Below are 23487 nucleotides of genomic sequence, written 5' to 3' on the forward strand. Positions count from 1 at the left end.
CGCGCGGCGCAGCGCTAGAGCTTCTCGATGACGTAGTCGACGCACTTGGTCAGTGCCTCGATGTCCGCCGGGTCGATCGCCGGGAACATCGCCACCCGCAGCTGGTTGCGGCCCAGCTTGCGGTACGGCTCGGTGTCCACGATGCCGTTGGCCCGCAGGGCCTTGGCGACCGCCGCGGCGTCGATCTCGTCCGCGAAGTCGATCGTGCCGATGACCTGCGAGCGCTTGGCCGGGTCCGTGACGAACGGCGTCGCGTACTTCGACTCCTCCGCCCAGCCGTACAGCGTCCGCGAGGACGCCGCCGTGCGGCCGGTCGTGAACTCCAGGCCGCCCTGGGAGTTCATCCACTCCAGCTGCTCGCCGAGCAGGAAGAGCGTGGCGAGCGCGGGGGTGTTGTACGTCTGGTTCTTGCGGGAGTTGTCGATCGCCGTGGGCAGGCTGAAGAACTCCGGGACGTGCCGGCCGGACGCGTGGACGCGCTCGGCGCGCTCGATCGCCGCCGGGGAGAACACGCCGATCCACAGACCGCCGTCCGAGGCGAACGACTTCTGCGGGGCGAAGTAGTAGACGTCCGTCTCGGCGATGTCGACCGGCAGGCCGCCCGCGCCGGACGTGGCGTCCACCAGGACGAGGGAGCCGGCGTCGGCGCCCGCGACGCGCTCGACGGGAGCGGCGACACCGGTCGAGGTCTCGTTGTGCGTGAAGGCGTAGACGTCGACGCCCGCCTCCGCCTTCGGCTCCGGGTGCGTGCCCGGGTCGCTCGTGAGCACGGTGGGCTCGGCCAGCCACGGGGCGAGCTTGGCCGCCTTCGCGAACTTGGAGGAGAACTCGCCGAAGCTCAGGTGCTGCGACTTGTTCTCGATCAGGCCGTGCGTCGCCACGTCCCAGAACGCGGTGGAACCGCCGTTGCCGAGGACGACCTCGTACCCCTCGGGGAGGGAGAAGAGGTCCTTGACGCCCTCGCGCACCCGGCCGACCAGGTTCTTGACCGGCGCCTGGCGGTGGGACGTACCGAGGAGGGAGGTGCCGGTGGCGGCCAGGGCGTCCAGCGCCTCCGTCCGCACCTTGGAGGGGCCCGCGCCGAAACGTCCGTCGGCGGGCTTCATGTCAGCGGGAATCCGGATCTCAGCCACGGCAGGAGCCTAGCGGCTCAGGGCACGGGGTTCCTTTGGTGTCCGGCGGGTGAGATCCGTCCCCGGGGGTCGAGGTGCCGCCTCAGGGCGCTGCCCCGGACCCCGCTCCTCAAACGCCGGAGGGGCTGGATTTGGGCCCCCGCGGCTGAAATCAGGTGGAGAACTGGATTTGCCTCAGTTGAGTCGTACCGGCAAGGCGTACAGGTCGTTCTGGGTCACCACCGGCTTGTGGTGGAGGTCCGCGGGGGGGACCGCCAGGGTCAGGTGGGGGAAGCGGGCGTAGAGCGCCGGGAGGGCCACGCCCGCCTCCAGGCGGGAGAGCGCCGCGCCGGGGCACACGTGCGGGCCGTGGCCGAAGGAGATGTGGCGGGTGGGGGACGTGCGGGTGAGGTCGAAGGCGGCGGCCGTCGGGCCGTGGGCCTGCTCGTCGCGGCCTATCGCGCCGTAGGAGACGATCAGCGCGTCGCCCTTCGGGATCACCTTGTCCCCGACCGGGACGTCCTGTGCGGCGAAGCGGATCAGGACGTGCGAGGTCGGTGTGGAGTGGCGCAGCGTCTCCTCGACCACCGCGTCCCAGCCGACCTGGCCGGACAGGACGAGGGCGAGCTGCTCGGGGTGCGCGCAGAGGTTCACGACCGCGTTCACGATGAGGGAGATCGTCGTCTCGTGGCCCGCCGCGACCATCAGCTGGAGCGTGGAGACGATCTCCTGGTCGGTGAGGTGGTCGCCGCCCTCCGAGGCCTGGATCAGCGCGCTCGTCAGGTCGTCGCCCGGCTTCTCCCGGCGGGCCGCCACGACCTTGCCCATCATGGCCGCCAGCTCGCCGAGGGTCGCCAGGACCTCCTGCGGCGGCGTCTGCGTGGAGAAGAACTTGTCGAACAGGACCTTGAGGCGGGGGTGGTCGGCCTCGTCGATGCCCATCAGGTCGCTGATGACGTACATGGGCAGCGGGTAGGCGAACTCCGCCTTCAGGTCCACCACGTCGGAGCCCGACGCGGACAGCCTGTCGAGCAGGCCGTGCGTCAGCTCGGTGACGCGCTCGCGCATCCGCTCCACGCGGCGCGGCGTCAGCGCCTGCGCGACCAGCGAGCGCATCCGGCGGTGCTCCTCGCCGTCCACCGTCAGCATGGAACGCCCGGGGTTGGCGAGACCGATCAGCGGCCAGTCGGCGGGGATCTCGCCGCGCCGCCACGCGCCCCACACCTCGATGTCCTTCACCAGCCGCTTGTCGGTGAGCAGTTGGCGGGCCTCCGCGTGGTGCGTGACCGCCCACACCGGCACGCCGCCCGGCAGTTCCACCTCGGCGAGCGGGCCCGCCGCGAGCAGCCGGGCGCTCTCCCCGTCCAGGTCGGTGACGAACGGGTCGAGGGCGATCCTGCCGGGTCTCGCGGTCATCTGAGGTCTCCAAACGCTGAGGTCGGGGTCGGGGTGAAGCGCACCGGCAGGTCGGTCAGACCGCGCAGCCAGGGAGAGGGGCGGCGCGTCAGGTCGCCCGCCGGGACGGCCAGGTCGAGGTCGGGCAGCCGGTCGAGGAGCACCTCGATGCCCGTCCGCGCGATGACCTCCGCGACCTCCTGGGCCGGGAAGGGGCAGCGGTGCTCGCCGTGGCCGAACGCGAAGTGGGCGCTGTTGCCGCCGGTCAGCGCCGAACCGTCGGTGCGCACCAGCGGGTCGCTGTTGGCGGCGCCGAGGCCGAGCAGCAGCAGGTCGCCGGCGCCGATGGGGCGCCCGCCGAGCCGGGTGTCGCGCGAGGCCCAGCGGCCGGCGACGTTCTGCGTCGGGGTGTCCTCCCACAGGACCTCGTTCATCGCCTCGGCGACGCTGTGCCGGCCGCCGAAGAGGGACGCGGCGAACCGGTCGTCGGTGAGCATCAGCCGCAGCGAGTTGCCGATCCAGTCCGCCGTCGGCTGGTGGCCCGCCGCCATCATCACCATGAGGTCCTGGGCGATCTCCTCGTCGCTGAAGGCGTCCGCCTGCCCGTCCACGTACGCCTGCCCGGTCGCGTCCGGCTGGCCGGTGGCGTTCGGTTGCCCGTGGTGGAGCATGTACGAGGCCACGTCCTCGCCCGGCGCCTCGTGCTTGTCGGCGATGAGGCGCACCATCGACGACGCCAGATGCTGCTGGCCCGCCAGCGCCCGCTCCCGGCCGTCGATCATGTCGTTCATGGCCGTGACGAGGGCGGGACCCTCCTCGTCGGGGAAGCCGTAGACGCGGGCCAGGACGCGCACCGGCAGCAGCATGGCGTACTGGGCGACGAGGTCCGCGGCGCCCTTGCCGCAGAACCGGTCGATCAGCTCGTCCGCGAACGTCTCGGCGTGCGCCTTCAGTTCGCTCGGGTCGACCTCTTCGAGGGCGTGCGCGATCACCGCGGCGCGCCGGGTGTGCCGCTCGCCGACCGTGTAGAGGATGGACGGCTGGCGGTGGCCGATCATCGGCAGCAGCGGCCAGTCGGCGGGGATGTTCGGCCACTGGTTCCACAGCTCGGAGTCGCGGCTGAACAGCACCGGGTCGCCGGTGACCTGGTGCAGTTCGCGGTAGCCGAGCACCAGCCAGGCCGGTATGTCGCCGTCGAGCAGCACGGGCGCCACCGGGCCGTGGTCCCGGCGCATCTCCCGGTACAGCTGCGCGGGTTCGGCGGCGAACCGGGGGCCGGAGAGCGGCACGGGAGAGGGTGCGGCGCCGGTCACGGGGCAGGTCACGGGGCGTACTCCAGAGGGGCGTTCTGCGGTGCGGCATGCCGCGGCGCGGCATCTCGCTGAGCGGCGTACAGCGTCTTCAGGTGCTCCACGAGCGCGATCAGCACGTCCTTGCTGGAGGTGCGCGAACGCGCGTCGCAGTCCACGAGCGGCACGTGCGGGTCGAGGTCGAGCGCCTCGCGCAGCTGCTCGGTGGTGTGCGCGGGCCCGCCGAAGTCGTTGCGGGCCACGATGAACGGCGTGCCGTGGCGCTCCAGGCGGTCGATGGCGTACCAGGAGTCCGCGAGGCGCCGCGTGTCCACCAGGACGACCGCGCCGAGCGTGCCGGCGAAGAGCCGGTCCCACAGGAACCAGAAGCGCTCCTGGCCGGGGGCGCCGAAGAGGTAGAGGACGTTGTGCGCGTCGAGGGTGATGCGGCCGAAGTCGAAGGCGACCGTGGTGGCCGTCTTGGCGCGCAGCCCCGCCAGGCCGCCCGTCTCGTCGATGCCCCGGCCGGCCTGCGTCATCGTCTCCTCGGTGTTGAGGGGGCGGATCTCGCTGACCGAGCGGACCAGGGTCGTCTTGCCGACGCCGAATCCGCCGACCACGACGATCTTCAGGCCGTTGTCGGCGGTCGCTGCCGGCGCTCTTCGGCCGGTGCCGGCCGGCGTGCGGTCAGAGGTTGCGGAGTCCAACGAGCACCTGCTCCAGGAGTTCGGGATCGGGAAGGCTGTGGGCGGGGCCCGAGCGGGGGTGGCGGGCGCTGACACGGCCCGCGTCGAGCAGGTCGGACAGCAGGATGCGGGTGATGCTCACCGGCAGGCCGAGCTCGGCGGCGATCTCCACGACCGCCGTCGGCAGGCGGCACATCCGCAGGATCGCGGCGTGCTCCGACTGCATGCCGGGCACCGGGTCGCACTCGGCGACGACGAGCGTCACCAGGTCGAACGGGGCGTCGGGCGCCGACCGGCTGCGGCCCTGGGTGAGGGTGTACAGCCGGTCGGGGGAGTCGTCCCTGCCGGGGCGGCCCACGCTCATGCGGTGGGCCGGCCGCCGGGGCCGCCGGCGCCGCGGGGCGCCGCGCGCAGATGCTCGCCGAGCTGCTCGACCAGCTCGCTCATGGTGTGCCCGACCAGACCCGCGTCGGCGTCCTCGGCGGCGATCACCGCGAGGTGCGCGCCCTCGCCGGCCTCGACGATGAAGAGGATGCCGCCGTAGAACTCGGCCATCGCCGAGCGGACCCCGCCGGTGCCGTCGCCGAACTCGGCGGACGCGCCGTGCGACAGGGACTGGATGCCGGCGGCGATCGCGGCGAGCTGGTCGGCCTGGTCGACGGAGAGCTCCGGGGTGCGGCACAGCTTCAGGCCGTCCCGGGAGAGCACGAGGGCGTGGCGGGCGCCGGGGGTGCGCTCCAGGAGGCCCACCAGGAGCCAGGTGAGCTTGTCGTCGGTGGTGGGGGCGGGCGTGGTGCCGGTCGTCATCGGGGGATGTCGCCTTCCGGGTGCTGGGCAGGGGCGGGGGTCTCCGGGCCGCCCGACGGATCGGTGGTGTCCGGGGCGGGGGTACGGACGGCCTGGCGGAAGCTGCTGAAACGGGCCGCGGTGCTCGCGGCACCGGCGGGGCGCGGCCGGGGGTTCTCCCCGGTGTCGCTGTCGAGCCGGCCCCGCTCGGCGGCGGCGAGCGTACGACCGCGACGCCGCTTGGGGAGGGGTGCCTCGGGCGCGACCACCGCCTCCGGCGCCGGGTCCTGGGCCGCAGTCGGGTCGGCGTCGACGGGGGCGGCCGGGGACGCGGGCGCGGCGGCGGGAGACACGTGTGCGGGGGCCGGCGCGGGGGTGCCCGGGGGCGGCGGCGGGGTGGTCGGCAGCTGCGCGGGCGCGGCGACGGGGGTCGCCGGGGTGCCCGGCGTCGCCGGGGTGGCCGGCGGGAGTTGCGCGGGCGTGGTGGCGAGGGGCCGGGTCGCGTCCGAGGGGCGGGAGAGCAGCTCGTGCGGGATCAGCAGGAGTACGCCGGTGCCGCCGCGCGCCGAGGGGCGGAACGACACCGTCAGGCCGTACTTGCGGGCCAGCCTGCCCACCACCGCGAGGCCGAGGCGCGTACCGGTCAGACCGCCGAGGCCCGTCGCCTCGCCGGACACGGCGCGCTCGGCGCGGCGCTGCTGCACCGGGCCCATCACCAGGCCGCTGTCCTCGACGGAGACGATGACGCCGGCCGCGACGTCCTCGATGTAGACGTGCACCTCGGAGGTGGGCGGCGAGAAGTTCGCCGCGTTGTCCAGGATCTCGGCCAGGGCGTGCATGACGCCCTCGGCGGCGTGGCCCGCGACCGCGACCTCGCTGGCCGAGTGGACGCGCACCCGCTGGTAGCCGCCGATGCGGCCCATCGCGCCGCGCAGGATCGACTCCATGACGATGGGTCGGGCCCAGCGGCGGCCCGAGCGGGCGCCGGTGAGGACCGCCACCGAGTCCGCGATCCGGCCGGCCTGCGCGGTCCTGTGGTCCAGGTGCAGGAGGTCGGTGAGGACGTCCTCGTCGGCGTGCCTGCCCTCCATCTCGCGCAGGTCGGCGAGCATGCCGGTGGCCAGCGCCTGCATGCGGCCCGCCGCGTTGGCGCAGGCGGCGAGCGCGGCGGCGCGCTCGGACTCGGCGGCGCGGGCGCGGCGCGTCAGTTCGGCGCGCACCCGGGTGTTCTCGGCGGTCAGCTCGGACCGCAGGCGGGTGTTCTCGGCGGTGAGTTCCGCCCGCGCCCGGGCGTGCGCGGAGGTCAGTTCCTCCCGTACCCGGGCGTTCTCGGTGGTGAGGTCGGTCACCTCAAGCGCGTGCGCGGCCGTGAGGCGGGCGTGTTCCTGGGTGAACTCGGCCGACCGAAGCGCCTGTTCCTGCTGGAGCCGCGCGCTCTTCTGCCGCTCGGTGGCCAGCCGGCGGCGGGCCAGCGCCTGCCCGCGCAGGGCGTGGCAGGCGACGGTCACGGCGGCGCTGAGCGCGAGTGCCGCGGCGCCGGCGCCCCAGGCCAGCGGGGTCCGTGCGGACGCGGGCGCGAGCGTGACGGCCGTGCCGGCGAGCACCGCGGTGACGAGGAGGCAGGCCAGTAGGACGTATACGGAGGGGCGCAGCGGAGGGCGCTCCATCCCGGGGCGCGCTAGGGGGGTTGGCGCGGTCATCAATCGGGGTCCTCGATCGGAAGCGACACACTCTGCTCGAACTTGCTCGGTCTTGTCCGGGGCACTGCTCAAGTTCTGGCCACTATAGGAGAGTTGATGCATGTAGTGGGAATGTTCCGTTCCGGATCGTGACATATCGGGAGCGGCGGGGTGCCCGCGGCGGTCGGGGGCAGGGGCATCCTGGACCGCATGAGCCCTCTCGACGGTGACCTCGGCGGCGATCCCGGCGGCGATTTCGACGGCGCTGCCCCTGGCGATCCCGGTGGCCTGGAGCGGGAGCTGCGCGCGGCCGTACGCGGCCCCGTGGACCTCTCCGTGACGGCGCGCGCCCTGCACACCATGGACGCCTCCAACTACCGCCGGGTGCCCGCCGCCGTGGTGGCCCCCCACGACGCCGACGACGTGGCGGCGGCGCTGGAGGTGTGCCGGCGGCGCGCGGTACCGGTCGTGGCGCGCGGCGCGGGCACCTCGATCGCCGGGCAGGCCACGGGCGTCGGCGTCGTCCTGGACTTCACCCGGCGGATGAACCGCGTCGTCTCCCTGGACCCCGGGGCGCGCACGGCCGTCGTGGAACCGGGCGTCGTCCTGGACGACCTGCGGGCCGCCGCGGCCCCGTACGGCCTGACGTTCGGACCCGACCCGGCCACGCACAGCCGGTGCACGCTCGGCGGGATGATCGGGAACAACTCCTGCGGGTCGCACTCCGTGGCCTGGGGAACCACGGCCGACAACATCCACGGGCTGACGGTCGTCGGCCCGCAGCGCGGTCCCGTCCGGCTCGGCCGGGGCTGGGACGGCGCGCCCGACGCCCTGCGCCCGCTGATCGAGGCGCACCTGGCCCTGCTGCGCACCGGCTTCCCCGACCTGCCCCGCCGCATCTCCGGCTACGCCCTCGACGCCCTGCTCCCCGAGCACGGCGTGGACCTCGCCCGCGCGTTCTGCGGCTCGGAGGGCACGCTCGGCGTCGTCACCGAAGCGGTCGTACGGCTCGTCGAGGCGCCCCGCGCACGGGCGCTCGCCGTCCTCGGGTACGCCGACGAGAGCGCCGCCGCCGAGGCCGCGGCGGGCCTCCTGCCGTACGGGCCGCTCACCGTGGAGGGAATGGCCGCCGACCTCGTGCGCGACCCCGCGCAGCGCGGCGCCCTGCCCAGGGGCGGTGCCTGGCTGTTCGTGGAGACGGGCGGGGCGAACGCGGCCGAGGCACGCGCGCGTGCGGACCGGGTGGTGCGCGCCGCCGACGTCCTCGACGCCGTGGTCGTCGACGACCCGGCGCGGCAGCGGGCGCTGTGGCGGGTGCGGGAGGACGCCGCCGGGACGGCCACGCGCATGCCGGACGACGGGGGCGAGGCGTGGCCCGGCTGGGAGGACTGCGCGGTGCCGCCGGCCCGGCTGGGCGCCTATCTGCGGGACTTCCGGGCGCTGCTCGCCGAACACGGCCTGCGCGGCACCCCGTACGGGCACTTCGGGGACGGCTGCATCCACGTACGCGTCGACTTCGACCTGATCAGCTCCGAAGGAGTGGCGCGGTTCCGCCGCTTCTCCGAGGAGCTGGCGGAGGTCGTCGTGGCGCACGGCGGGTCGTTGTCCGGCGAGCACGGCGACGGGCAGGCCCGCGCGGAGCTGCTGCCGAAGATGTACGGGCCCGAACTCGTCCGCCTCTTCGAGCGCGTGAAGGACGCCTGGGACCCGGCCGGGCTGCTCAATCCCGGCATCCTGGTGCGGCCCGCGCCGCTCGACGCCGATCTGCGCTTCGCGCCGCTGCCGCGCGAACCTGTCGACGTCGCCTTCGGCTACCCCCACGACGGCGGCGACTTCACCGCGGCCGTCCGGCGCTGCGTCGGCGTCGCCAAATGCCGTACGACGACGGTGACCTCGCCGGGTGAGGTCATGTGCCCGTCGTTCCGTGTGACGGGGGAGGAGGCGCATTCGACGCGGGGCCGGGCGCGGCTGCTGCACGAGATGCTGGCGGGCGAGGTGGTGACGGACGGCTGGCGCTCCACCGAGGTCAAGGACGCGCTGGACCTCTGCCTGTCCTGCAAGGGCTGCCGCTCCGACTGTCCGGTGGGCGTCGACATGGCCACGTACAAGGCGGAGTTCCTGCACCACCACTACGCGGGCAGACGCAGGCCCGCCGCCCACTACGCGATGGGATGGCTGCCGCGCTGGCTGCGCGCCGTCGCCGCCACCCGCACCGCCCCGCTCGTCAACGCCCTGGCCCGCATCGGCCCGTTGGCGGCGCTCGGCAAGCGGCTCGCGGGCGTCGCGCCGGAGCGGCCGGTCCCGGTGGTGGCGCGGCGGACGCTGACCCGGTGGTGGCAGGGGCGGCCGATGGCGGTGGCGCGGAAGCCGGAGCCGGGGGTGCCGGGGGCGCGGGGGGCGTCGGTCGTGCTGTGGCCCGACACCTTCACCGAGCATCTGTCGCCGTCCGTGGGCCGGGCCGCCGTACACGTCCTGGAGGCGGCCGGGCTCACGGTCACGCTGCCACCCAGGGGTGTGTGCTGCGGGCTCACGTACGTCTCGACCGGGCAGCTCGATCGCGCGCGGGCGGTGCTGCGCGCCACGCTGGACCGCATGGCGCCGCTGCTGACGGACGGCCTGCCGGTCGTCGTCCTGGAGCCGAGCTGCGCGGCGGCGCTCCGGACGGACCTCGTGGAACTGCTGGGCGACGACCCGCGCGCCCGGCGTCTCGCCGCGTCGGTGCGGACCTTCGCGCAGGCCCTGGACGAGCTGGCCCCGCGGTGGCGCCCGCCGCGCGTCGGCCGTCCGGCGGTCGGTCAGACGCACTGCCACCAGCACGCGGTCCTCGGCGACGCGGCGGAGCGGCGACTGCGGGCGCGGGCCGGCCTGGAGGGCGAGCTGAGCGGCGGCTGCTGCGGGCTCGCGGGGAACTTCGGTTTCGAGCGGGGCCATCACGAGGTGTCGGCGGCCTGCGCCGAGGAGCAGCTGCTGCCCTCGGTGCGCCGGGCACCGGGCGACGCGGTGGTGCTGGCCGACGGGTTCTCGTGCCGTACGCAGCTGGAGCAGCTGGGCGGGGTACGGGGGCGGCATCTGGCGGAGGTGCTCGCGGAGGCGCTTCGGCCCACCCGGTGAGCACCGGCGCACGTTCATGCGCTCCGTGCATAACCGAAGCCCCATCGGCATTTCACGCCTCCCGCGCGCGGTCGTACCGTCGACTTGTGGGCGCGGGCGGCGAGCGTGGCGACAGCCAGCGGAAAAACCGTTCCGCCCCTCCGGTCTGAGTCCATTAAAGTGGACGATAGAGTCCAACGTGATGGACTTCTCATGGATGGCGGCAACGGCAGGAAGGCTCAGGCGTGAACGTCTCGCGCAGTGATCAAGCGGCACCGGCGGCGGCCTCCGTACTGGCCCAGCAGCCGGAGGTCGCCGGCGCGGCGACGACCGCCGAGGCCTCCGGGGCTTCCGGGGCTCCCTGGGTCACCGGTACTTCCGAGGCCCCTCAGGGCCTGCGCGCCAGGTTCGGCCCCATCGGGCTCGTCCTCGCCGGCTGTGTCTCCGTGCAGTTCGGCGGCGCTGTCGCCGTCAGCGTGATGCCCCGCGCCGGGGCGCTCGGCATCGTGACGCTGCGCCTGGTGTTCGCCGCGCTCGTCCTGCTCGCCGTGTGCCGCCCCAAGCTGCGCGGGCACTCGCGCGCCGACTGGGGCACGGTCGTCGCCTTCGGCGTGGCCATGGCGGGGATGAACGGCCTCTTCTACCAGTCCGTCGCCCGCATCCCCATGGGGCCCGCCGTCACCCTCGAAGTGCTCGGGCCGCTCGTGCTCTCCGTCGTCGCCTCGCGCCGCGCGGTCAACCTCGTCTGGGCCGGGCTCGCGCTCTGCGGCGTCTTCCTGCTCGGCGGCGGCGGGGGCTTCGGCGGCCTCGACCCGGCCGGTATCGCCTACGCGCTCGGCGCCGGCGCCATGTGGGCCGCGTACATCGTCTTCAGCGCGCGCACCGGGCGGCGCTTCCCGCAGGCCGACGGGCTCGCGCTCGCGATGGTGGTCGCGGCGGTGCTGTTCCTGCCGCTCGGGATCGCCGAGTCCGGGGCGAAGCTGGTCGAGCCGGGCACGCTGGCGCTCGGCGCGGTCGTCGCCGTGCTCTCGTCCGTGCTGCCGTACACCTTCGAGCTGGTCGCGCTGCGGCGGCTCCCCGCGCACACCTTCGCGGTCCTGATGAGCCTGGAACCGGCGCTGGCGTCCCTCGCCGGGTTCCTCGTCCTGAGCCAGGCCCTGTCCCTGACCGAGGCACTCGCGGTGGCCCTGGTCATCGCGGCCAGCATGGGTGCGGTGCGGACGCAGGTGGGTCGGCGGCGGAAGGTGCCGGAGCGCGGCTGAGCGGACGGTCAAGTCCTGCCCCGTCTGCGGTTGACCGCTTCCAGCGGAGCACCCGAGTCGGTGTTCCGCTCTTACCGATGCGGCCTTCTTCGACCAGGCAGAGCCGGGATCGTTCCGGGTGCCGGGCTGTGGCGGTTTCTCCCCACACACGGAACCAGTAGTCCTGGAGTGTTGCTGTGGTGGCATCGACGCTGGTCAGGCCCGATACCGAGACCGGAACCCCTTCGGTCCCTACAAGGGGCATGACCCGTGCACCCCGGAACCCCCTTGCGGACACGGTCTACACCGAGCCCCTTCGGGGTCTCAGGGGCTCACGCACGCGGAGGTGACTCGCCGGCTCGGCATCTTGCGGGGGAAATACGAAGCGGCGGGCTTCCGCCGGATGGGTCTCGCGCACAGCATCACGTTCGAGCCCGTCCCCGCGTAACGGCTAGCCGAGTGCCTGTCGCATCAACGTGAGCGGGTCCAGTTCCGGGAAGCGCTGCCGGATCTGCTGCTGTGCCTGTGAGATCAGGTCATCCAGGAGGACCGGGGCCGCGCCGTACAGCACGTCATGCAGATACGGCACCACCGCGGAAGGGTCGGGCGGTAGCTGCAACTCGACCGTCAGCGGCTCGCCTTCGCTCTTGTAGCGCTTCGCGGGCAGCCCGACCTTTCCGGGGTGGACACACACCGGTGTCCCGTCGCTCAAGTACCGGTGCCCGTCCGCCTTGTTGAACGGGCATTCCGGGGTCGGTCGCTCGAACACGTCGAACTCGCCGACCGCGTGAAACCGCGACGGACAGACGCCGCACGCGCTGTGGTGTACGTCGCCGTTCACGAAGGGCTCGGGCATGACCGGAGCCTAGCTTTCACCAGCACCACAGACGCCCGTTTCGGACCGCACCGCCCCTCAGGGACCCGAGGGCGGGGCTGTGCCTTCCGCAGGCACCGCACTCCCTCACGTGTGACGCACGGCGCGGTCACTCCGTTCACCAAGGTCTCCGACGACACCTCCCGGGCCCGGTGACATCACCCCCCACACCGGCCATGCCGAGTGACGGGCGGCAGCGCTTCTACGCGTCCTCCTCCCGTTCCTCCTCCCGCTTCTCCTCCCGATTCTGCTCTTGGCCCGCCCCCGCACGAGGACGCCGCCGCTCCACCGGACCGGATACACGGCGTGCGTAAATTCATGCAAGCACGCTTGCTTGTTTCTCGGCGCGCTGCCATGCTCCCAGGCACTTCCCCAAGCTCTCCGCTTCGGTCGAGCAGGGGGAGACCCCATTCGTGCCCCGAGGGGAGCGTTCCGTGTCCGATGCCCCGTCCGTGCTCGACGACCTGCGCCGCGAGAGCGAGGAACTCGACCGGCTCGTCGGCGATCTGAGCGAGGACCGCTGGGCCCTCGCCACCCCCGCGCCCGGCTGGACGATCGCCCACCAGATCGCGCACCTGGCCTGGACCGACCGGGCCGCCCTGCTCGCCGCCACCGACCCGGGCGCCTTCGCCACCGAGGTCGACAAGGCCGCCGCGGCGCCCGACTCGTTCGTGGACGAGGGCGCCGAGCAAGGGGCGGCGCTGGCACCCGCCGAGCTGCTCGCGCGCTGGCGTGCCGGGCGCGACGAGCTGGCCCGGGTCCTCGCCGAGGCGCCTCCGGGGACCCGGCTGCCCTGGTACGGGCCGCCCATGGCGGTGCCGTCCATGGCGAGCGCGCGGCTCATGGAGACCTGGGCGCACGGCCAGGACGTGGCGGACGCGCTCGGCGTGCGGCGGACACCGACCGGCAGGCTGCGGCACGTGGCGCGGATCGGCGTACGGGCGCGGGACTTCGCGTTCGCCGTACGGGGGGAGAGCGCGCCCCGCGAGGAGTTCCGGGTCGAGCTGACCGCGCCCGTGACCGGCGAGTCGTGGGCGTACGGGCCCGAGGGCGCCGCCCAGCGCGTGACCGGGCCCGCGCTCGACTTCTGCCTGCTCGTGACGCGCCGCGCGCACCGCGCCGACCTGTCCCTGCGCGCCGAGGGCGCCGACGCCGACCGCTGGCTGGACATCGCCCAGGCCTTCGCGGGCCCCCCGGGCACGGGCCGCGCCCCTCGGGCGCCAGGAGACACGCCGAGGGCAGACGGGGCGCAGGGAGGCGGGGCGCGGGCAGCCGCGTCACAGGCCCACGTCGCCTCGGGAGACAGCACCCCGGGAGCCGGCGCATGAAGCGGTCGCCCCTGCGCATAGGGAACGCCTCCGGGTTCTACGGTGACCGGTTCGACGCCCTGCGCGAGATGCTGACCGGCGGTCACCTCGACGTGCTGACCGGTGACTACCTCGCCGAGCTGACCATGCTGATCCTCGGCCGTGACCGCCTCAAGGACCCCGCGCGCGGGTATGCCAAGACCTTCTTGCGGCAGCTGGAGGAGTGCCTGGGCACCGCCCACGAGCGGGGCGTGAAGATCGTCGTCAACGCGGGCGGGCTGAACCCGGCGGGCCTCGCCGGCGCCGTGCGGGACCTGGCCGCGCGGCTCGGCGTCCCCACGCGGGTCGCGCACGTCGAGGGCGACGACCTCGGCGCCCGCTTCCCCGGCGCGCTCACCGCCCACGCCTACCTCGGCGGCGCCGGCATCGCGGCCTGCCTGCGGGGCGACGCCGACGTGGTCGTCACGGGGCGGGTGACCGACGCCGCTCTGGTCACCGGGCCCGCCGCCGCCCACTTCGGCTGGGCGCCCACCGCCTACGACCGGCTCGCGGGCGCGGTCGTCGCCGGGCACGTCCTGGAGTGCGGGACGCAGGCCACCGGCGGCAACTACGCCTTCTTCGCCGCGCACGACCCGGCGGCCCTGCGCCGCCCCGGCTTCCCGCTCGCCGAGATCCACGAGGACGGTTCCGCCGTCATCACCAAGCACGACGGCACCGGCGGCCTCGTCGACGTCGGCACCGTCACCGCGCAGCTCCTGTACGAGACGCAGGGCGCCCGGTACGCGGGCCCGGACGTCACCGCCCGCCTGGACACCGTCGCGCTCACCCAGGAGGGCCCCGACCGGGTACGCGTCGACGGCGTGCGCGGCGAGGCCCCGCCGCCCACCCTGAAGGTGGGTCTCACCCGGCTCGGCGGCCACCGCAACGAGGTCGTCTTCGTCCTCACCGGCCTCGACATCGAGGCCAAGGCCACGCTCCTGCGCGCCCAACTGGAGGACGCCCTGCACCGCGCCGGGTCCCGCCCCGCCGAGCTGCGCTGGGAGCTGGCCCGCACCGACCACGCGGACGCGGCCACCGAGGAGACGGCGTCCGCCCTGCTGCGGCTCGTCGTGCGCGACCCCGACGCCGACGCGGTGGGCCGCGCCCTCAGCGGCGCCGCGGTCGAACTCGCCCTCGGCAGCTACCCCGGCTTCCACGTGACCGCGCCCCCCGGCAAGGGCGAACCGTACGGGATCTTCGAGGCCGCGTACGTGGACCGCTCCGACGTCCCGCACACGGCCGTGCTGCCCGACGGCGAGCGGCGTCCGGTGGAGTCGGGCGGCCACGACACCCTCGTACTCCAGGACGTGCCGCCGCCACCCCTGCCCGCACCCCTGCCACCGGGCCCCACCCGCCGCGCCCCGCTCGGGCTCGTCGCCGGGGCCCGCAGCGGCGACAAGGGAGGCGACGCCAACATCGGCGTGTGGGCGCGCTCCGACGACGCCTGGCGCTGGCTCGCCCACGAGCTGACGGTGGACCGCCTGCGGCACCTGCTGCCCGAGTGCGTCGACCTGACCGTCGTACGCCACGACCTGCCCAACCTGCGCGCCCTGAACTTCGTCGTCGAGGGCCTGCTCGGCGCGGGCGTGGCCGCGCGGGCCCGCTTCGACCCGCAGGCCAAGGGCCTCGGCGAGTGGCTGCGCGCCCGCCACCTGGACCTACCGGAGGTACTGCTGTGACCGTCCTCGCCTCCGCGCTCGACCCCGCGAGCGCCGAGTACGCCGAGCACCGCGCGGCCATGCTGGAGAAGCTGGCCGCACTCGACGCCGAGCAGGCCAAGGCCCTGGAGGGCGGCGGCGAGAAATACGTCCGACGCCACCGCGGGCGCGGCAAGTTGCTCGCCCGCGAACGCATCGAACTGCTCCTCGACCCCGACACGCCCTTCCTGGAGCTGTCGCCGCTGGCCGCCTGGGGCACCGACCATCCCGTCGGCGCCTCCATGGTCACCGGCATCGGTGTCGTCGAGGGCGTCGAATGCCTGATCACCGCCAACGACCCGACGGTCCGGGGCGGCGCCTCCAACCCCTGGACGCTGAAGAAGGCCTTCCGGGCCCACGAGATCGCCTACGCGAACCGGCTGCCGTCGATCCACCTCGTGGAGTCCGGGGGCGCCGACCTGCCCTCCCAGAAGGAGATCTTCATCCCGGGCGGCGCCCTCTTCAAGCACCTCACGCAGTCCTCGGCGGCCGGCATCCCGACGATCGCCGTCGTCTTCGGGAACTCCACGGCGGGCGGCGCCTACGTCCCCGGCATGAGCGACCACGTGATCATGGTCAAGGAACGGGCGAAGGTCTTCCTCGGCGGACCGCCGCTGGTGAAGATGGCGACCGGCGAGGAGAGCGACGACGAGTCGCTCGGCGGCGCCGAGATGCACGCCCGCACCTCGGGCCTCGCCGACCACCTCGCCGAGGACGAACGGGACGCGCTGCGCCGGGCCCGCAGGGTCGTCGCGCGCCTCAACTGGCGCAAGGCGCACTCCGATCCGGGCCCGGCCGAGTCGCCCGAGTACGACGAGGACGAACTCCTCGGCATCGTCCCCGGCGACCTGAAGAACCCCTTCGACCCGCGCGAGGTCATCGCCCGCATCGTCGACGGGTCCGACTTCGACGAGTTCAAGCCGCTCTACGGCACCAGCCTCACCACCGGCTGGGCCGCCCTGCACGGCTACCCCCTCGGCATCCTCGCCAACGCGCGGGGCGTGCTGTTCAGCGAAGAGTCCCAGAAGGCCGCCCAGTTCATCCAACTGGCCAACCAGCGCGACATCCCGCTGCTCTTCCTGCACAACACCACCGGCTACATGGTCGGCAAGGAGTACGAGCAGGGCGGCATCATCAAGCACGGCGCGATGATGATCAACGCGGTCAGCAACTCGCGCGTCCCGCACCTGTCCGTCCTCATGGGCGCCTCCTACGGCGCCGGGCACTACGGCATGTGCGGGCGCGCCTACGACCCCCGCTTCCTCTTCGCCTGGCCGAGCGCCAAGTCGGCCGTCATGGGCCCGCAGCAGCTCGCCGGCGTCCTGTCGATCGTCGCCCGCGCGTCGGCTGCCGCGAAGGGACAGCCGTACGACGACGAGGCCGACGCCGGTCTGCGGGCCATGGTGGAGCAGCAGATCGAGGCCGAGTCCCTGCCCATGTTCCTGTCCGGACGGCTCTACGACGACGGGGTCATCGACCCGCGCGACACCCGCACCGTCCTCGGCCTCTGCCTGTCCGCGATCCACACGGCCCCCTACGAAGGCGCGCGCGGCGGCTTCGGTGTCTTCCGGATGTGAGGCAGTGACGATGATCGAGTCAGTCCTGGTGGCCAACCGCGGCGAGATCGCCTGCCGCGTCTTCCGTACCTGCCGCGACCTCGGCATCGCCACGGTCGCCGTGTACTCCGACGCCGACGCGGACGCCCTGCACGTACGGGAGGCCGACACGGCCGTACGGCTGCCCGGTGCGGCGCCCGCCGAGACGTATCTGCGCGGCGACCTCGTCGTACGGGCCGCGCGGGCGGCGGGCGCCGACGCCGTCCACCCCGGCTACGGCTTCCTCTCCGAGAACGCCGGCTTCGCCCGCGCGGTCCTGGCCGCCGGCCTGGTCTGGATCGGCCCGCCGCCCGAGGCCATCGAGGCGATGGCGTCCAAGACGCGCGCCAAGGAGCTGATGGGCGTCGCACCGCTCGGCGACCCCACCGAGGCCGACCTGCCCCTCCTGGTGAAGGCGGCGGCCGGGGGCGGCGGACGCGGCATGCGCGTCGTCCGCGACCTCGCCGACCTCGCGGGGGAGTTGGCGGCGGCGCGCGCGGAGGCGACCGGTGCCTTCGGGGACGGCGAGGTGTTCGTGGAGCCGTTCGTCGAAGGCGGCCGGCACGTCGAGGTGCAGGTCATGGCCGACGCGCACGGCACGGTGTGGACGCTCGGCACCCGCGACTGCACCCTCCAGCGCCGCCACCAGAAGGTCATCGAGGAGTCCCCGGCGCCGGGCCTCGCCCCTGACCTGGTCGCGGAACTGCACACACAGGCGGTGCGGGCCGCGCGCGTGACCGCGTACCGGGGGGCGGGCACGGTCGAGTTCCTCGTCGCCGACGGCCGAGCCCACTTCCTGGAGATGAACACCCGCCTCCAGGTCGAACACCCCGTCACCGAGGCCGTGTTCGGCCTCGACCTGGTCGCGCTCCAGATCCGCGTCGCCGAGGGCCACGCCCTGGAGGCGGAGCCGCCGCCCGCGCGCGGGCACGCCGTCGAGGCCCGCCTGTACGCCGAGGACCCGGCGGCCGGCTGGGCCCCGCAGACCGGCACCCTGCACCACCTGGACGTCCCGGGCGTCCGCCTCGACACCGGCTACACGGACGGCGACACGATCGGCGTCCACTACGACGCGATGCTCGCCAAGGCCGTCGCGCACGCGCCCACCCGCGCCGAGGCCCTGCGCAAACTGGCCGGCGCCCTGGAGCGGGCCGTCGTCCACGGCCCCGTCACCAACCGCGACCTGCTCGTACGCTCCCTGCGGCACCCGGAGTTCACCGGCGCCCGCATGGACACCGGCTTCTACGACCGGCACGCCGCGCAGCTGACCGGCGCCGCGCCCGACCCCCTGGCCCCGCTCGCCGCCGCCCTCGCCGACGCGCACGGCCGCTCCCGGTTCGGCGGCTGGCGCAACCTCCGCTCCCAGCCCCACCTCAAGCGCTACCGCACCGAACCCGACGGCACCGAACACGACGTCCGCTACGACCACACCCGGCGCGGCCCGACCGCCGAGGGGGTGCGGGTCCTGACCGTGACGCCGACCCGCGTCGAGCTGGAGGCCGACGGCGTACGAAGGAAGTTCACCGTCGCCCGGTACGGCGAGCGCGTGCACGTCACCACAGCGCACGGGGACACCGCCCTGACCGCGCTGCCCCTGCTCCCCGAGCCCACCGCCCACCGCGCGCCCGGCTCGCTGCTCGCCCCGATGCCGGGCACCGTCGTGCGCGTCGCCGAAGGACTCGCCGAGGGCGCGGCGGTCACGGCCGGGCAGCCCCTCGTCTGGCTGGAGGCGATGAAGATGGAGCACCGCGTCTGCGCTCCCGCCTCCGGCACGCTCACCGCGCTGCACGCCGCACCCGGCCGCCAGGTCGAGGTCGGCCAGCTGCTCGCCGTCGTCCAGGCCGCCGAACCGGAGGAGTCCGCATGAGCACCGCACGCAGCACCACACGCAGCGTCGCTGGAAGCACCGTACGCAGCACCGTTCTGGAGACCGAGGAGCACCGGGCGCTGCGCGCCGCCGTCGCCGCCCTCGGCAAGCGCTACGGACGGGAGTACATGACCCGTGTCGTGGCGGGCGACGGCCACCCCGACGAGCTGTGGGCGGACGCCGCCCGGCTCGGCTACCTCGGGGTGAACCTGCCTGAGGAGTACGGCGGGGGAGGCGGCGGCATCAGCGAACTGTCCATCGTGCTCGAAGAGCTGGGCGCGGCCGGCTGCCCGCTGCTGATGATGGTCGTCTCGCCCGCGATCTGCGGCACCGTCATCGCCCGCTTCGGCACCGACGCGCAGAAGCGGACCTGGCTGCCCGGCCTCGCCGACGGCTCCCGCACCATGGCCTTCGGCATCACCGAGCCGGACGCGGGCTCCAACTCCCACCGCATCACCACCACGGCCCGCCGCGACCCCGACACCGGCGACTGGCTGCTGAGCGGGCGCAAGGTGTTCATCTCCGGCGTCGACATCGCCGACGCCACGCTCGTCGTCGGCCGGACGCACGACGCCCGCACCGGCAGCCTCAAGCCGTGCCTGTTCATCGTCCCGCGCGACGCCCCCGGCTTCGAGCGGCGGCAGATCGCCATGGAGCTCCAGGCGGCCGAGAAGCAGTTCGAGCTGGTCCTGGACGACGTACGGCTGCCCGCCGACGCGCTTGTCGGCGACCAGGACGCGGGCCTCCTCCAGCTCTTCGCGGGCCTCAACCCCGAGCGGATCATGACGGCCGCCTTCTCGCTCGGCATGGCCCGCTTCGCCCTGGACCGCGCCGTCGGGTACGCGAGGGAGCGCACCGTCTGGAAGACGCCCATCGGCGCCCACCAGGCCATCGCGCACCCCCTCGCCCAGTCCCACATCGAGATCGAACTGGCCCGCCTGATGATGCAGAAGGCCGCGAGGCTCTACGACGACGGCGACGACATTGCGGCGGGCGAGGCCGCCAACATGGCCAAGCTGGCCGCCGCCGACGCCTGCGTGAAGGCCGTCGACCAGGCCGTGCACACCCTCGGCGGCAACGGCCTGACCAAGGAGTTCGGCCTCGCCTCGCTCGTCGTGGCCTCCCGGGTGGCGCGGATCGCCCCGGTCAGCAGGGAGATGATCCTCAACTACGTCTCCCACCAGAGCCTCGGCCTGCCCAAGTCCTACTGAGGAGGAGCCCCGCCCATGAGCCTCGTCGTCTCCTCCCCGCAGCGGGGGATCGTCACCGTCCGCCTGGACTTCCCCGAGCGCCGCAACGCGCTCTCGGCGGACCTGCTGGGCGCGCTCGCCGAGGCGCTCCACGGTCTCGGCGGGGACCCCGCCGTGCGGGCGGTCGTCCTCACCCACACGGGGACGACGTTCTGCGCCGGCGCCGACCTGCGCGAGCCACCGGACCCCCGGGACTTCGTGCGGCTGCTGCGGCAGATCGTGGAGCTGCCCAAACCGGTGCTCGCGCGGGTGGACGGCCATGTGCGGGCGGGCGGGCTCGGGCTGCTCGGCGCGTGCGACCTCGCGGTGGCCGGGCCGGGCGCGTCGTTCGCGCTCACGGAGGTCCGCCTCGGGGTGGCGCCCGCCGTGATCTCCCTGACCCTGCTGCCCCGCCTCGACCCGGGCGCCGGCGCCCGCTACCACCTCACCGGGGAGCGCTTCGAGGCGGCGGAGGCGGCGCGGATCGGCCTGGTCACGGCGTACGCCGCCGACGTGGACGCGGGTCTCGCACCGATGCTCGACGGGCTGCGGAAGGCGGCGCCGGGCGCCCTGGCCGAGACGAAGAAGCTGCTCACGGCTAGGGTGCTGGACGCATTCGACGAGCATTCGGACGCCCTGCTCGCCCTGTCCGCGCGGCTCTTCGGTTCTACCGAGGCGCGGGAGGGCATGGGGGCGTTCCTCGAACGACGGGAGCCCCCATGGGCGCTGTGACCACCGCCGACCGGGCGCCCAAGCAGGACCGCAGCCGCGCGACGCGGCAAAAGCTCCTGGAGGCCGCCGTGTCGTGCCTCGCCGAGCACGGCTGGGCGGGCTCGACGGTCTCGGTGGTCGCCGAGCGGGCCGGGGTCTCGCGGGGCGCCGCCCAGCACCACTTCCCGACCCGCGAGGACCTCTTCACGGCGGCCGTGGAGTACGTCGCCGAGCAGCGCTCCACGGCCCTGCGCTCCCTGCCCGCGCAGGACCGTGGCCCGGTGGTCGCCGCCCTGGTGGACCTCTACACCGGTCCGCTCTTCCGGGCGGCGCTCCACCTGTGGGTCGCCGCGTCCCACGAACCGCAGCTGGGCCCCCGGGTGACGGAGCTGGAGGCCCGCGTCGGCCGCGAGACGCACCGCATCGCGGTGGAACTCCTCGGCGCCGACGAGTCCGTGCCCGGCGTCCGCGAGACCATCCAGGGCCTGCTGGACATGGCCCGGGGCCTCGGCCTCGCGAACCTCCTCACGGACGACGGAGCACGCAGGGAGCGGGTCGTCGCCCAGTGGACGGCACTGGTGGAGGGGGCGCTCGGCTGAAGGGGCGAACAGCAGCTACCCGGCTCGGCTGAAGGGGCCGGAATTCAGCCCCTCCGGCGTTTGAGGAGCGGGGTCCGGGGCGGAGCCCCGAGGCGGTAGCCCCCGAGGCCCCCCGAGACGGTGCCCCCCGGGCTCAGCGGGAGATGTCCCCGTACCCCTCGATCTCCTGGGGCCCGCGCGACCCGGGCCCCACGTACCGCGCGGAGGGCCGCACCAACCGCCCCGTCCGCTTCTGCTCAAGAATGTGCGCCGACCACCCGGCGGTCCTCGCACAGGTGAACATCGACGTGAACATGTGCGCCGGCACCTCCGCGAAGTCCAGGACGATCGCCGCCCAGAACTCCACGTTCGTGGCGAGGACCCGGTCGGGCCGCCGCGCGTGCAGCTCGTCCAGGGCCGCCTTCTCCAGCGCCTCGGCGACCTCGAAGCGGGGCGCCCCCAGCTCGCGGGCGGTACGGCGCAGCACCCGCGCCCGCGGGTCCTCGGCGCGGTACACGCGGTGCCCGAAGCCCATCAGCCGCTCGCCCTTGTCCAGCGCCTGTTTCACGTACGCCACGGCGTCACCCGTGCGCTCGATCTCCTCGATCATGCCGAGGACCCGGGACGGCGCCCCGCCGTGCAGCGGACCGGACATCGCGCCCACCGCCCCGCTCAACGCCGCCGCCACGTCCGCGCCGGTGGAGGCGATGACGCGCGCGGTGAACGTGGAGGCGTTCATGCCGTGCTCGGCGGCCGACGTCCAGTACGCGTCGACGGCCTGGACGTGCTTGGGGTCGGGCTCCCCGCGCCAGCGCTTCATGAACCGCTCGACGACGGTCCCGGCCTTGTCGATCTCCCGCTGCGGGACCATCGGCAGGCCCTGGCCGCGGGCGGACTGGGCGACGTAGGACAGGGCCATGACGGCGGCGCGCGCCAGGTCCTCGCGGGCCCGCTCCTCGCTGATGTCGAGCAGCGGGCGCAGCCCCCACACCGGGGCGAGCATCGCGAGCGCGGACTGGACGTCCACGCGGATGTCACCGGAGTGCACGGGGATCGGGAAGGGCTCGGCGGGCGGCAGACCGGGGTTGAACGCGCCGTCCACGAGCAGGCCCCACACGTTCCCGAAGGAGACGTGGCCGACCAGGTCCTCGATGTCGACGCCGCGGTAGCGCAGCGCGCCGCCTTCCTTGTCCGGTTCGGCGATCTCCGTCTCGAACGCGACGACTCCTTCAAGACCGGGTACGAAGTCGGACATCAGGCGGCTCCTCGTGATGGTTCGACAGGATGGTGTGCGAGATGGGTTGACGACCAGCTCATGACCATGCGTCAAAATCGGGCGAACAACGATCCGGTTCCGCGGTCGATCTGGCCTTTGTACGGCGCGTTCGCCGACTCGCGGTCCGAAGCGGTCACCCCGGTGATGCCCCGTGGGGCTGGTGGTCACCCAACCGATTCGGCAGCAGGACGATATCCCCTGGTGTCACCTTTGGCGATGGAACGCGGCACTCAGTGCCACAGGTCACCTCTCCGGGGCGCGGAACACCCCGCCGGGCGCCCGCCCCGATACGGCAAGATGACCGGGTGACCGACTCCAGTGCCCCTTTCCCCGAACCTCTCCCCGAGCCGGCCGGCATGCGCGAGCAGTACGTCACCGAGGGGCTCGTCGAGGCGGAGCTGCCCGCCGACCCCATGGCACAGTTCGCGCGCTGGTTCAAGGAGGCGGCGCGCGACAAGGACGTCCTGCACGAGCCGAACGCCATGATCGTCTCGACGGTCGACGCCGAGGGCAGGCCCAGCTCCCGCACGGTGCTCCTGAAGGGCTTCGACGAGCGCGGCTTCGTCTTCTTCACCAACTACGACTCCCGCAAGGCCCGGGAACTGGCCGGCAACGCCCACGTCTCGCTGCTCTTCCCCTGGCACCCCGTGGCCCGCCAGGTCATCGTCTCCGGCACCGCCGCGCGGGTCGGGCGCGAGGAGACGGTCGCCTACTTCCGCACCCGCCCGCACGGCTCCCAGCTCGGCGCCTGGGCCAGCGCCCAGTCCTCCGTGCTCGCCTCCCGGGACGAACTGGACCGCGCGTACGCCGACTTGGCGGCCCGCTATCCGGTGGGTGAACAGGTCCCCGTGCCCCCGAACTGGGGCGGGTTCCGGGTGACCCCGCAGGCGGTGGAGTTCTGGCAGGGCCGCAGGAACCGCCTGCACGACCGCCTGCGCTACGTCCGGACGCCGGACGACAAGGGCGGCAAGGGCTGGCACCTGGAACGCCTGAGCCCGTGACAAGGCCGACGTTTGGGGACGAGCCTCGGCCGGAG

At 73.9% G+C, this 23487-nt stretch carries 19 protein-coding genes; 10 read left to right on the forward strand and 9 right to left on the reverse strand.

Translation table 11 applies throughout. From position 1 onward, the window contains the following. Positions 1–14: 14 nt before the first annotated feature. The 7 genes from serC to ACZ5GP_RS16280 all read right to left on the reverse strand — a co-directional run bounded on the left by serC (position 15) and on the right by ACZ5GP_RS16280 (position 6935). Entirely contained in the window at positions 15–1133 is a 1119-nt protein-coding gene (gene serC / locus ACZ5GP_RS16250) for a phosphoserine transaminase (protein WP_468751449.1), read from the reverse strand. A gap of 174 nt (positions 1134–1307) precedes the next feature. Then, positions 1308–2528 (reverse strand): cytochrome P450 family protein, encoded by a 1221-nt coding sequence (locus tag ACZ5GP_RS16255; protein WP_468751450.1) that lies wholly within the window; start codon positions 2526–2528, stop codon positions 1308–1310. Beyond that, complete coding sequence (locus tag ACZ5GP_RS16260; RefSeq protein WP_468751451.1) at positions 2525–3832, reverse strand: cytochrome P450; 1308 nt, start codon at positions 3830–3832, stop codon at positions 2525–2527. The genes ACZ5GP_RS16255 and ACZ5GP_RS16260 overlap by 4 nt, the downstream gene beginning before the upstream one ends. After that, complete coding sequence (locus ACZ5GP_RS16265; RefSeq protein ID WP_468751452.1) at positions 3829–4503, reverse strand: GTP-binding protein; 675 nt, start codon at positions 4501–4503, stop codon at positions 3829–3831. Before ACZ5GP_RS16265 ends, ACZ5GP_RS16260 begins: the two co-directional genes overlap by 4 nt. Then, positions 4484–4840, reverse strand: a complete 357-nt coding sequence (locus tag ACZ5GP_RS16270) for a DUF742 domain-containing protein (protein WP_468751774.1) — start codon at positions 4838–4840, stop codon at positions 4484–4486. The genes ACZ5GP_RS16265 and ACZ5GP_RS16270 overlap by 20 nt, the downstream gene beginning before the upstream one ends. A 2-nt stretch (positions 4841–4842) precedes the next feature. Beyond that, a complete protein-coding gene (locus ACZ5GP_RS16275) occupies positions 4843–5289 on the reverse strand; it encodes a roadblock/LC7 domain-containing protein (RefSeq protein WP_468751453.1) in 447 nt (148 codons plus the stop codon). Continuing rightward, positions 5286–6935 carry a sensor histidine kinase gene (locus ACZ5GP_RS16280; RefSeq protein WP_468751454.1) on the reverse strand — a complete coding sequence of 550 codons (1650 nt, stop codon included), beginning with the start codon at positions 6933–6935 and terminating at the stop codon, positions 5286–5288. Before ACZ5GP_RS16280 ends, ACZ5GP_RS16275 begins: the two co-directional genes overlap by 4 nt. Positions 6936–7157: 222 nt before the next feature. Here ACZ5GP_RS16280 and ACZ5GP_RS16285 point away from each other — a divergent pair, with 222 nt between their 5' ends. Continuing rightward, complete coding sequence (locus tag ACZ5GP_RS16285; RefSeq protein ID WP_468751455.1) at positions 7158–10058, forward strand: FAD-binding and (Fe-S)-binding domain-containing protein; 2901 nt, start codon at positions 7158–7160, stop codon at positions 10056–10058. 224 nt (positions 10059–10282) lie between these two features. Next, positions 10283–11299, forward strand: coding sequence for an EamA family transporter (locus tag ACZ5GP_RS16290; RefSeq protein WP_468751456.1), 1017 nt, complete (start codon positions 10283–10285; stop codon positions 11297–11299). A 430-nt stretch (positions 11300–11729) separates the two neighbouring features. Here the strand turns inward: ACZ5GP_RS16290 and ACZ5GP_RS16295 are convergent, their stop codons facing one another. Next, positions 11730–12134, reverse strand: coding sequence for a hypothetical protein (locus ACZ5GP_RS16295; RefSeq protein WP_468751457.1), 405 nt, complete (start codon positions 12132–12134; stop codon positions 11730–11732). Between the two features lie 452 nt (positions 12135–12586). Here ACZ5GP_RS16295 and ACZ5GP_RS16300 point away from each other — a divergent pair, with 452 nt between their 5' ends. Genes ACZ5GP_RS16300 through ACZ5GP_RS16330 form a run of 7 tightly spaced genes read left to right on the forward strand, consistent with a single transcriptional unit; the run spans position 12587 to position 21196 of the window. Beyond that, the gene (locus ACZ5GP_RS16300) at positions 12587–13480 is read left to right on the forward strand and encodes a TIGR03084 family metal-binding protein (RefSeq protein ID WP_468751458.1); all 894 of its coding nucleotides are present in this window, start codon (positions 12587–12589) and stop codon (positions 13478–13480) included. Then, positions 13477–15177, forward strand: coding sequence for an acyclic terpene utilization AtuA family protein (locus ACZ5GP_RS16305; protein ID WP_468751459.1), 1701 nt, complete (start codon positions 13477–13479; stop codon positions 15175–15177). The genes ACZ5GP_RS16300 and ACZ5GP_RS16305 overlap by 4 nt, the downstream gene beginning before the upstream one ends. Beyond that, positions 15174–16772, forward strand: coding sequence for an acyl-CoA carboxylase subunit beta (locus tag ACZ5GP_RS16310; RefSeq protein WP_468751460.1), 1599 nt, complete (start codon positions 15174–15176; stop codon positions 16770–16772). The genes ACZ5GP_RS16305 and ACZ5GP_RS16310 overlap by 4 nt, the downstream gene beginning before the upstream one ends. A gap of 10 nt (positions 16773–16782) precedes the next feature. After that, entirely contained in the window at positions 16783–18657 is a 1875-nt protein-coding gene (locus tag ACZ5GP_RS16315; RefSeq protein WP_468751461.1) for an acetyl/propionyl/methylcrotonyl-CoA carboxylase subunit alpha, read from the forward strand. Beyond that, complete coding sequence (locus tag ACZ5GP_RS16320) at positions 18654–19868, forward strand: acyl-CoA dehydrogenase family protein (protein WP_468751462.1); 1215 nt, start codon at positions 18654–18656, stop codon at positions 19866–19868. The genes ACZ5GP_RS16315 and ACZ5GP_RS16320 overlap by 4 nt, the downstream gene beginning before the upstream one ends. A gap of 15 nt (positions 19869–19883) precedes the next feature. Continuing rightward, positions 19884–20618: an enoyl-CoA hydratase family protein gene (locus ACZ5GP_RS16325; RefSeq protein WP_468751463.1), complete on the forward strand. Its 735-nt coding sequence runs from the start codon at positions 19884–19886 to the stop codon at positions 20616–20618. Then, positions 20606–21196, forward strand: a complete 591-nt coding sequence (locus ACZ5GP_RS16330) for a TetR/AcrR family transcriptional regulator (protein ID WP_468751464.1) — start codon at positions 20606–20608, stop codon at positions 21194–21196. Before ACZ5GP_RS16325 ends, ACZ5GP_RS16330 begins: the two co-directional genes overlap by 13 nt. Before the next feature lie 133 nt (positions 21197–21329). Here the strand turns inward: ACZ5GP_RS16330 and ACZ5GP_RS16335 are convergent, their stop codons facing one another. Continuing rightward, positions 21330–22430, reverse strand: coding sequence for a citrate synthase 2 (locus ACZ5GP_RS16335; RefSeq protein ID WP_358588685.1), 1101 nt, complete (start codon positions 22428–22430; stop codon positions 21330–21332). A gap of 308 nt (positions 22431–22738) precedes the next feature. Here ACZ5GP_RS16335 and pdxH point away from each other — a divergent pair, with 308 nt between their 5' ends. Beyond that, on the forward strand, positions 22739–23452 hold the full coding sequence (gene pdxH, locus ACZ5GP_RS16340) for a pyridoxamine 5'-phosphate oxidase (protein WP_468751775.1): 714 nt from the start codon (positions 22739–22741) through the stop codon (positions 23450–23452). Positions 23453–23487 lie beyond the last annotated feature (35 nt).

The organism is Streptomyces sp. NPDC031466 (genome assembly GCF_055581265.1).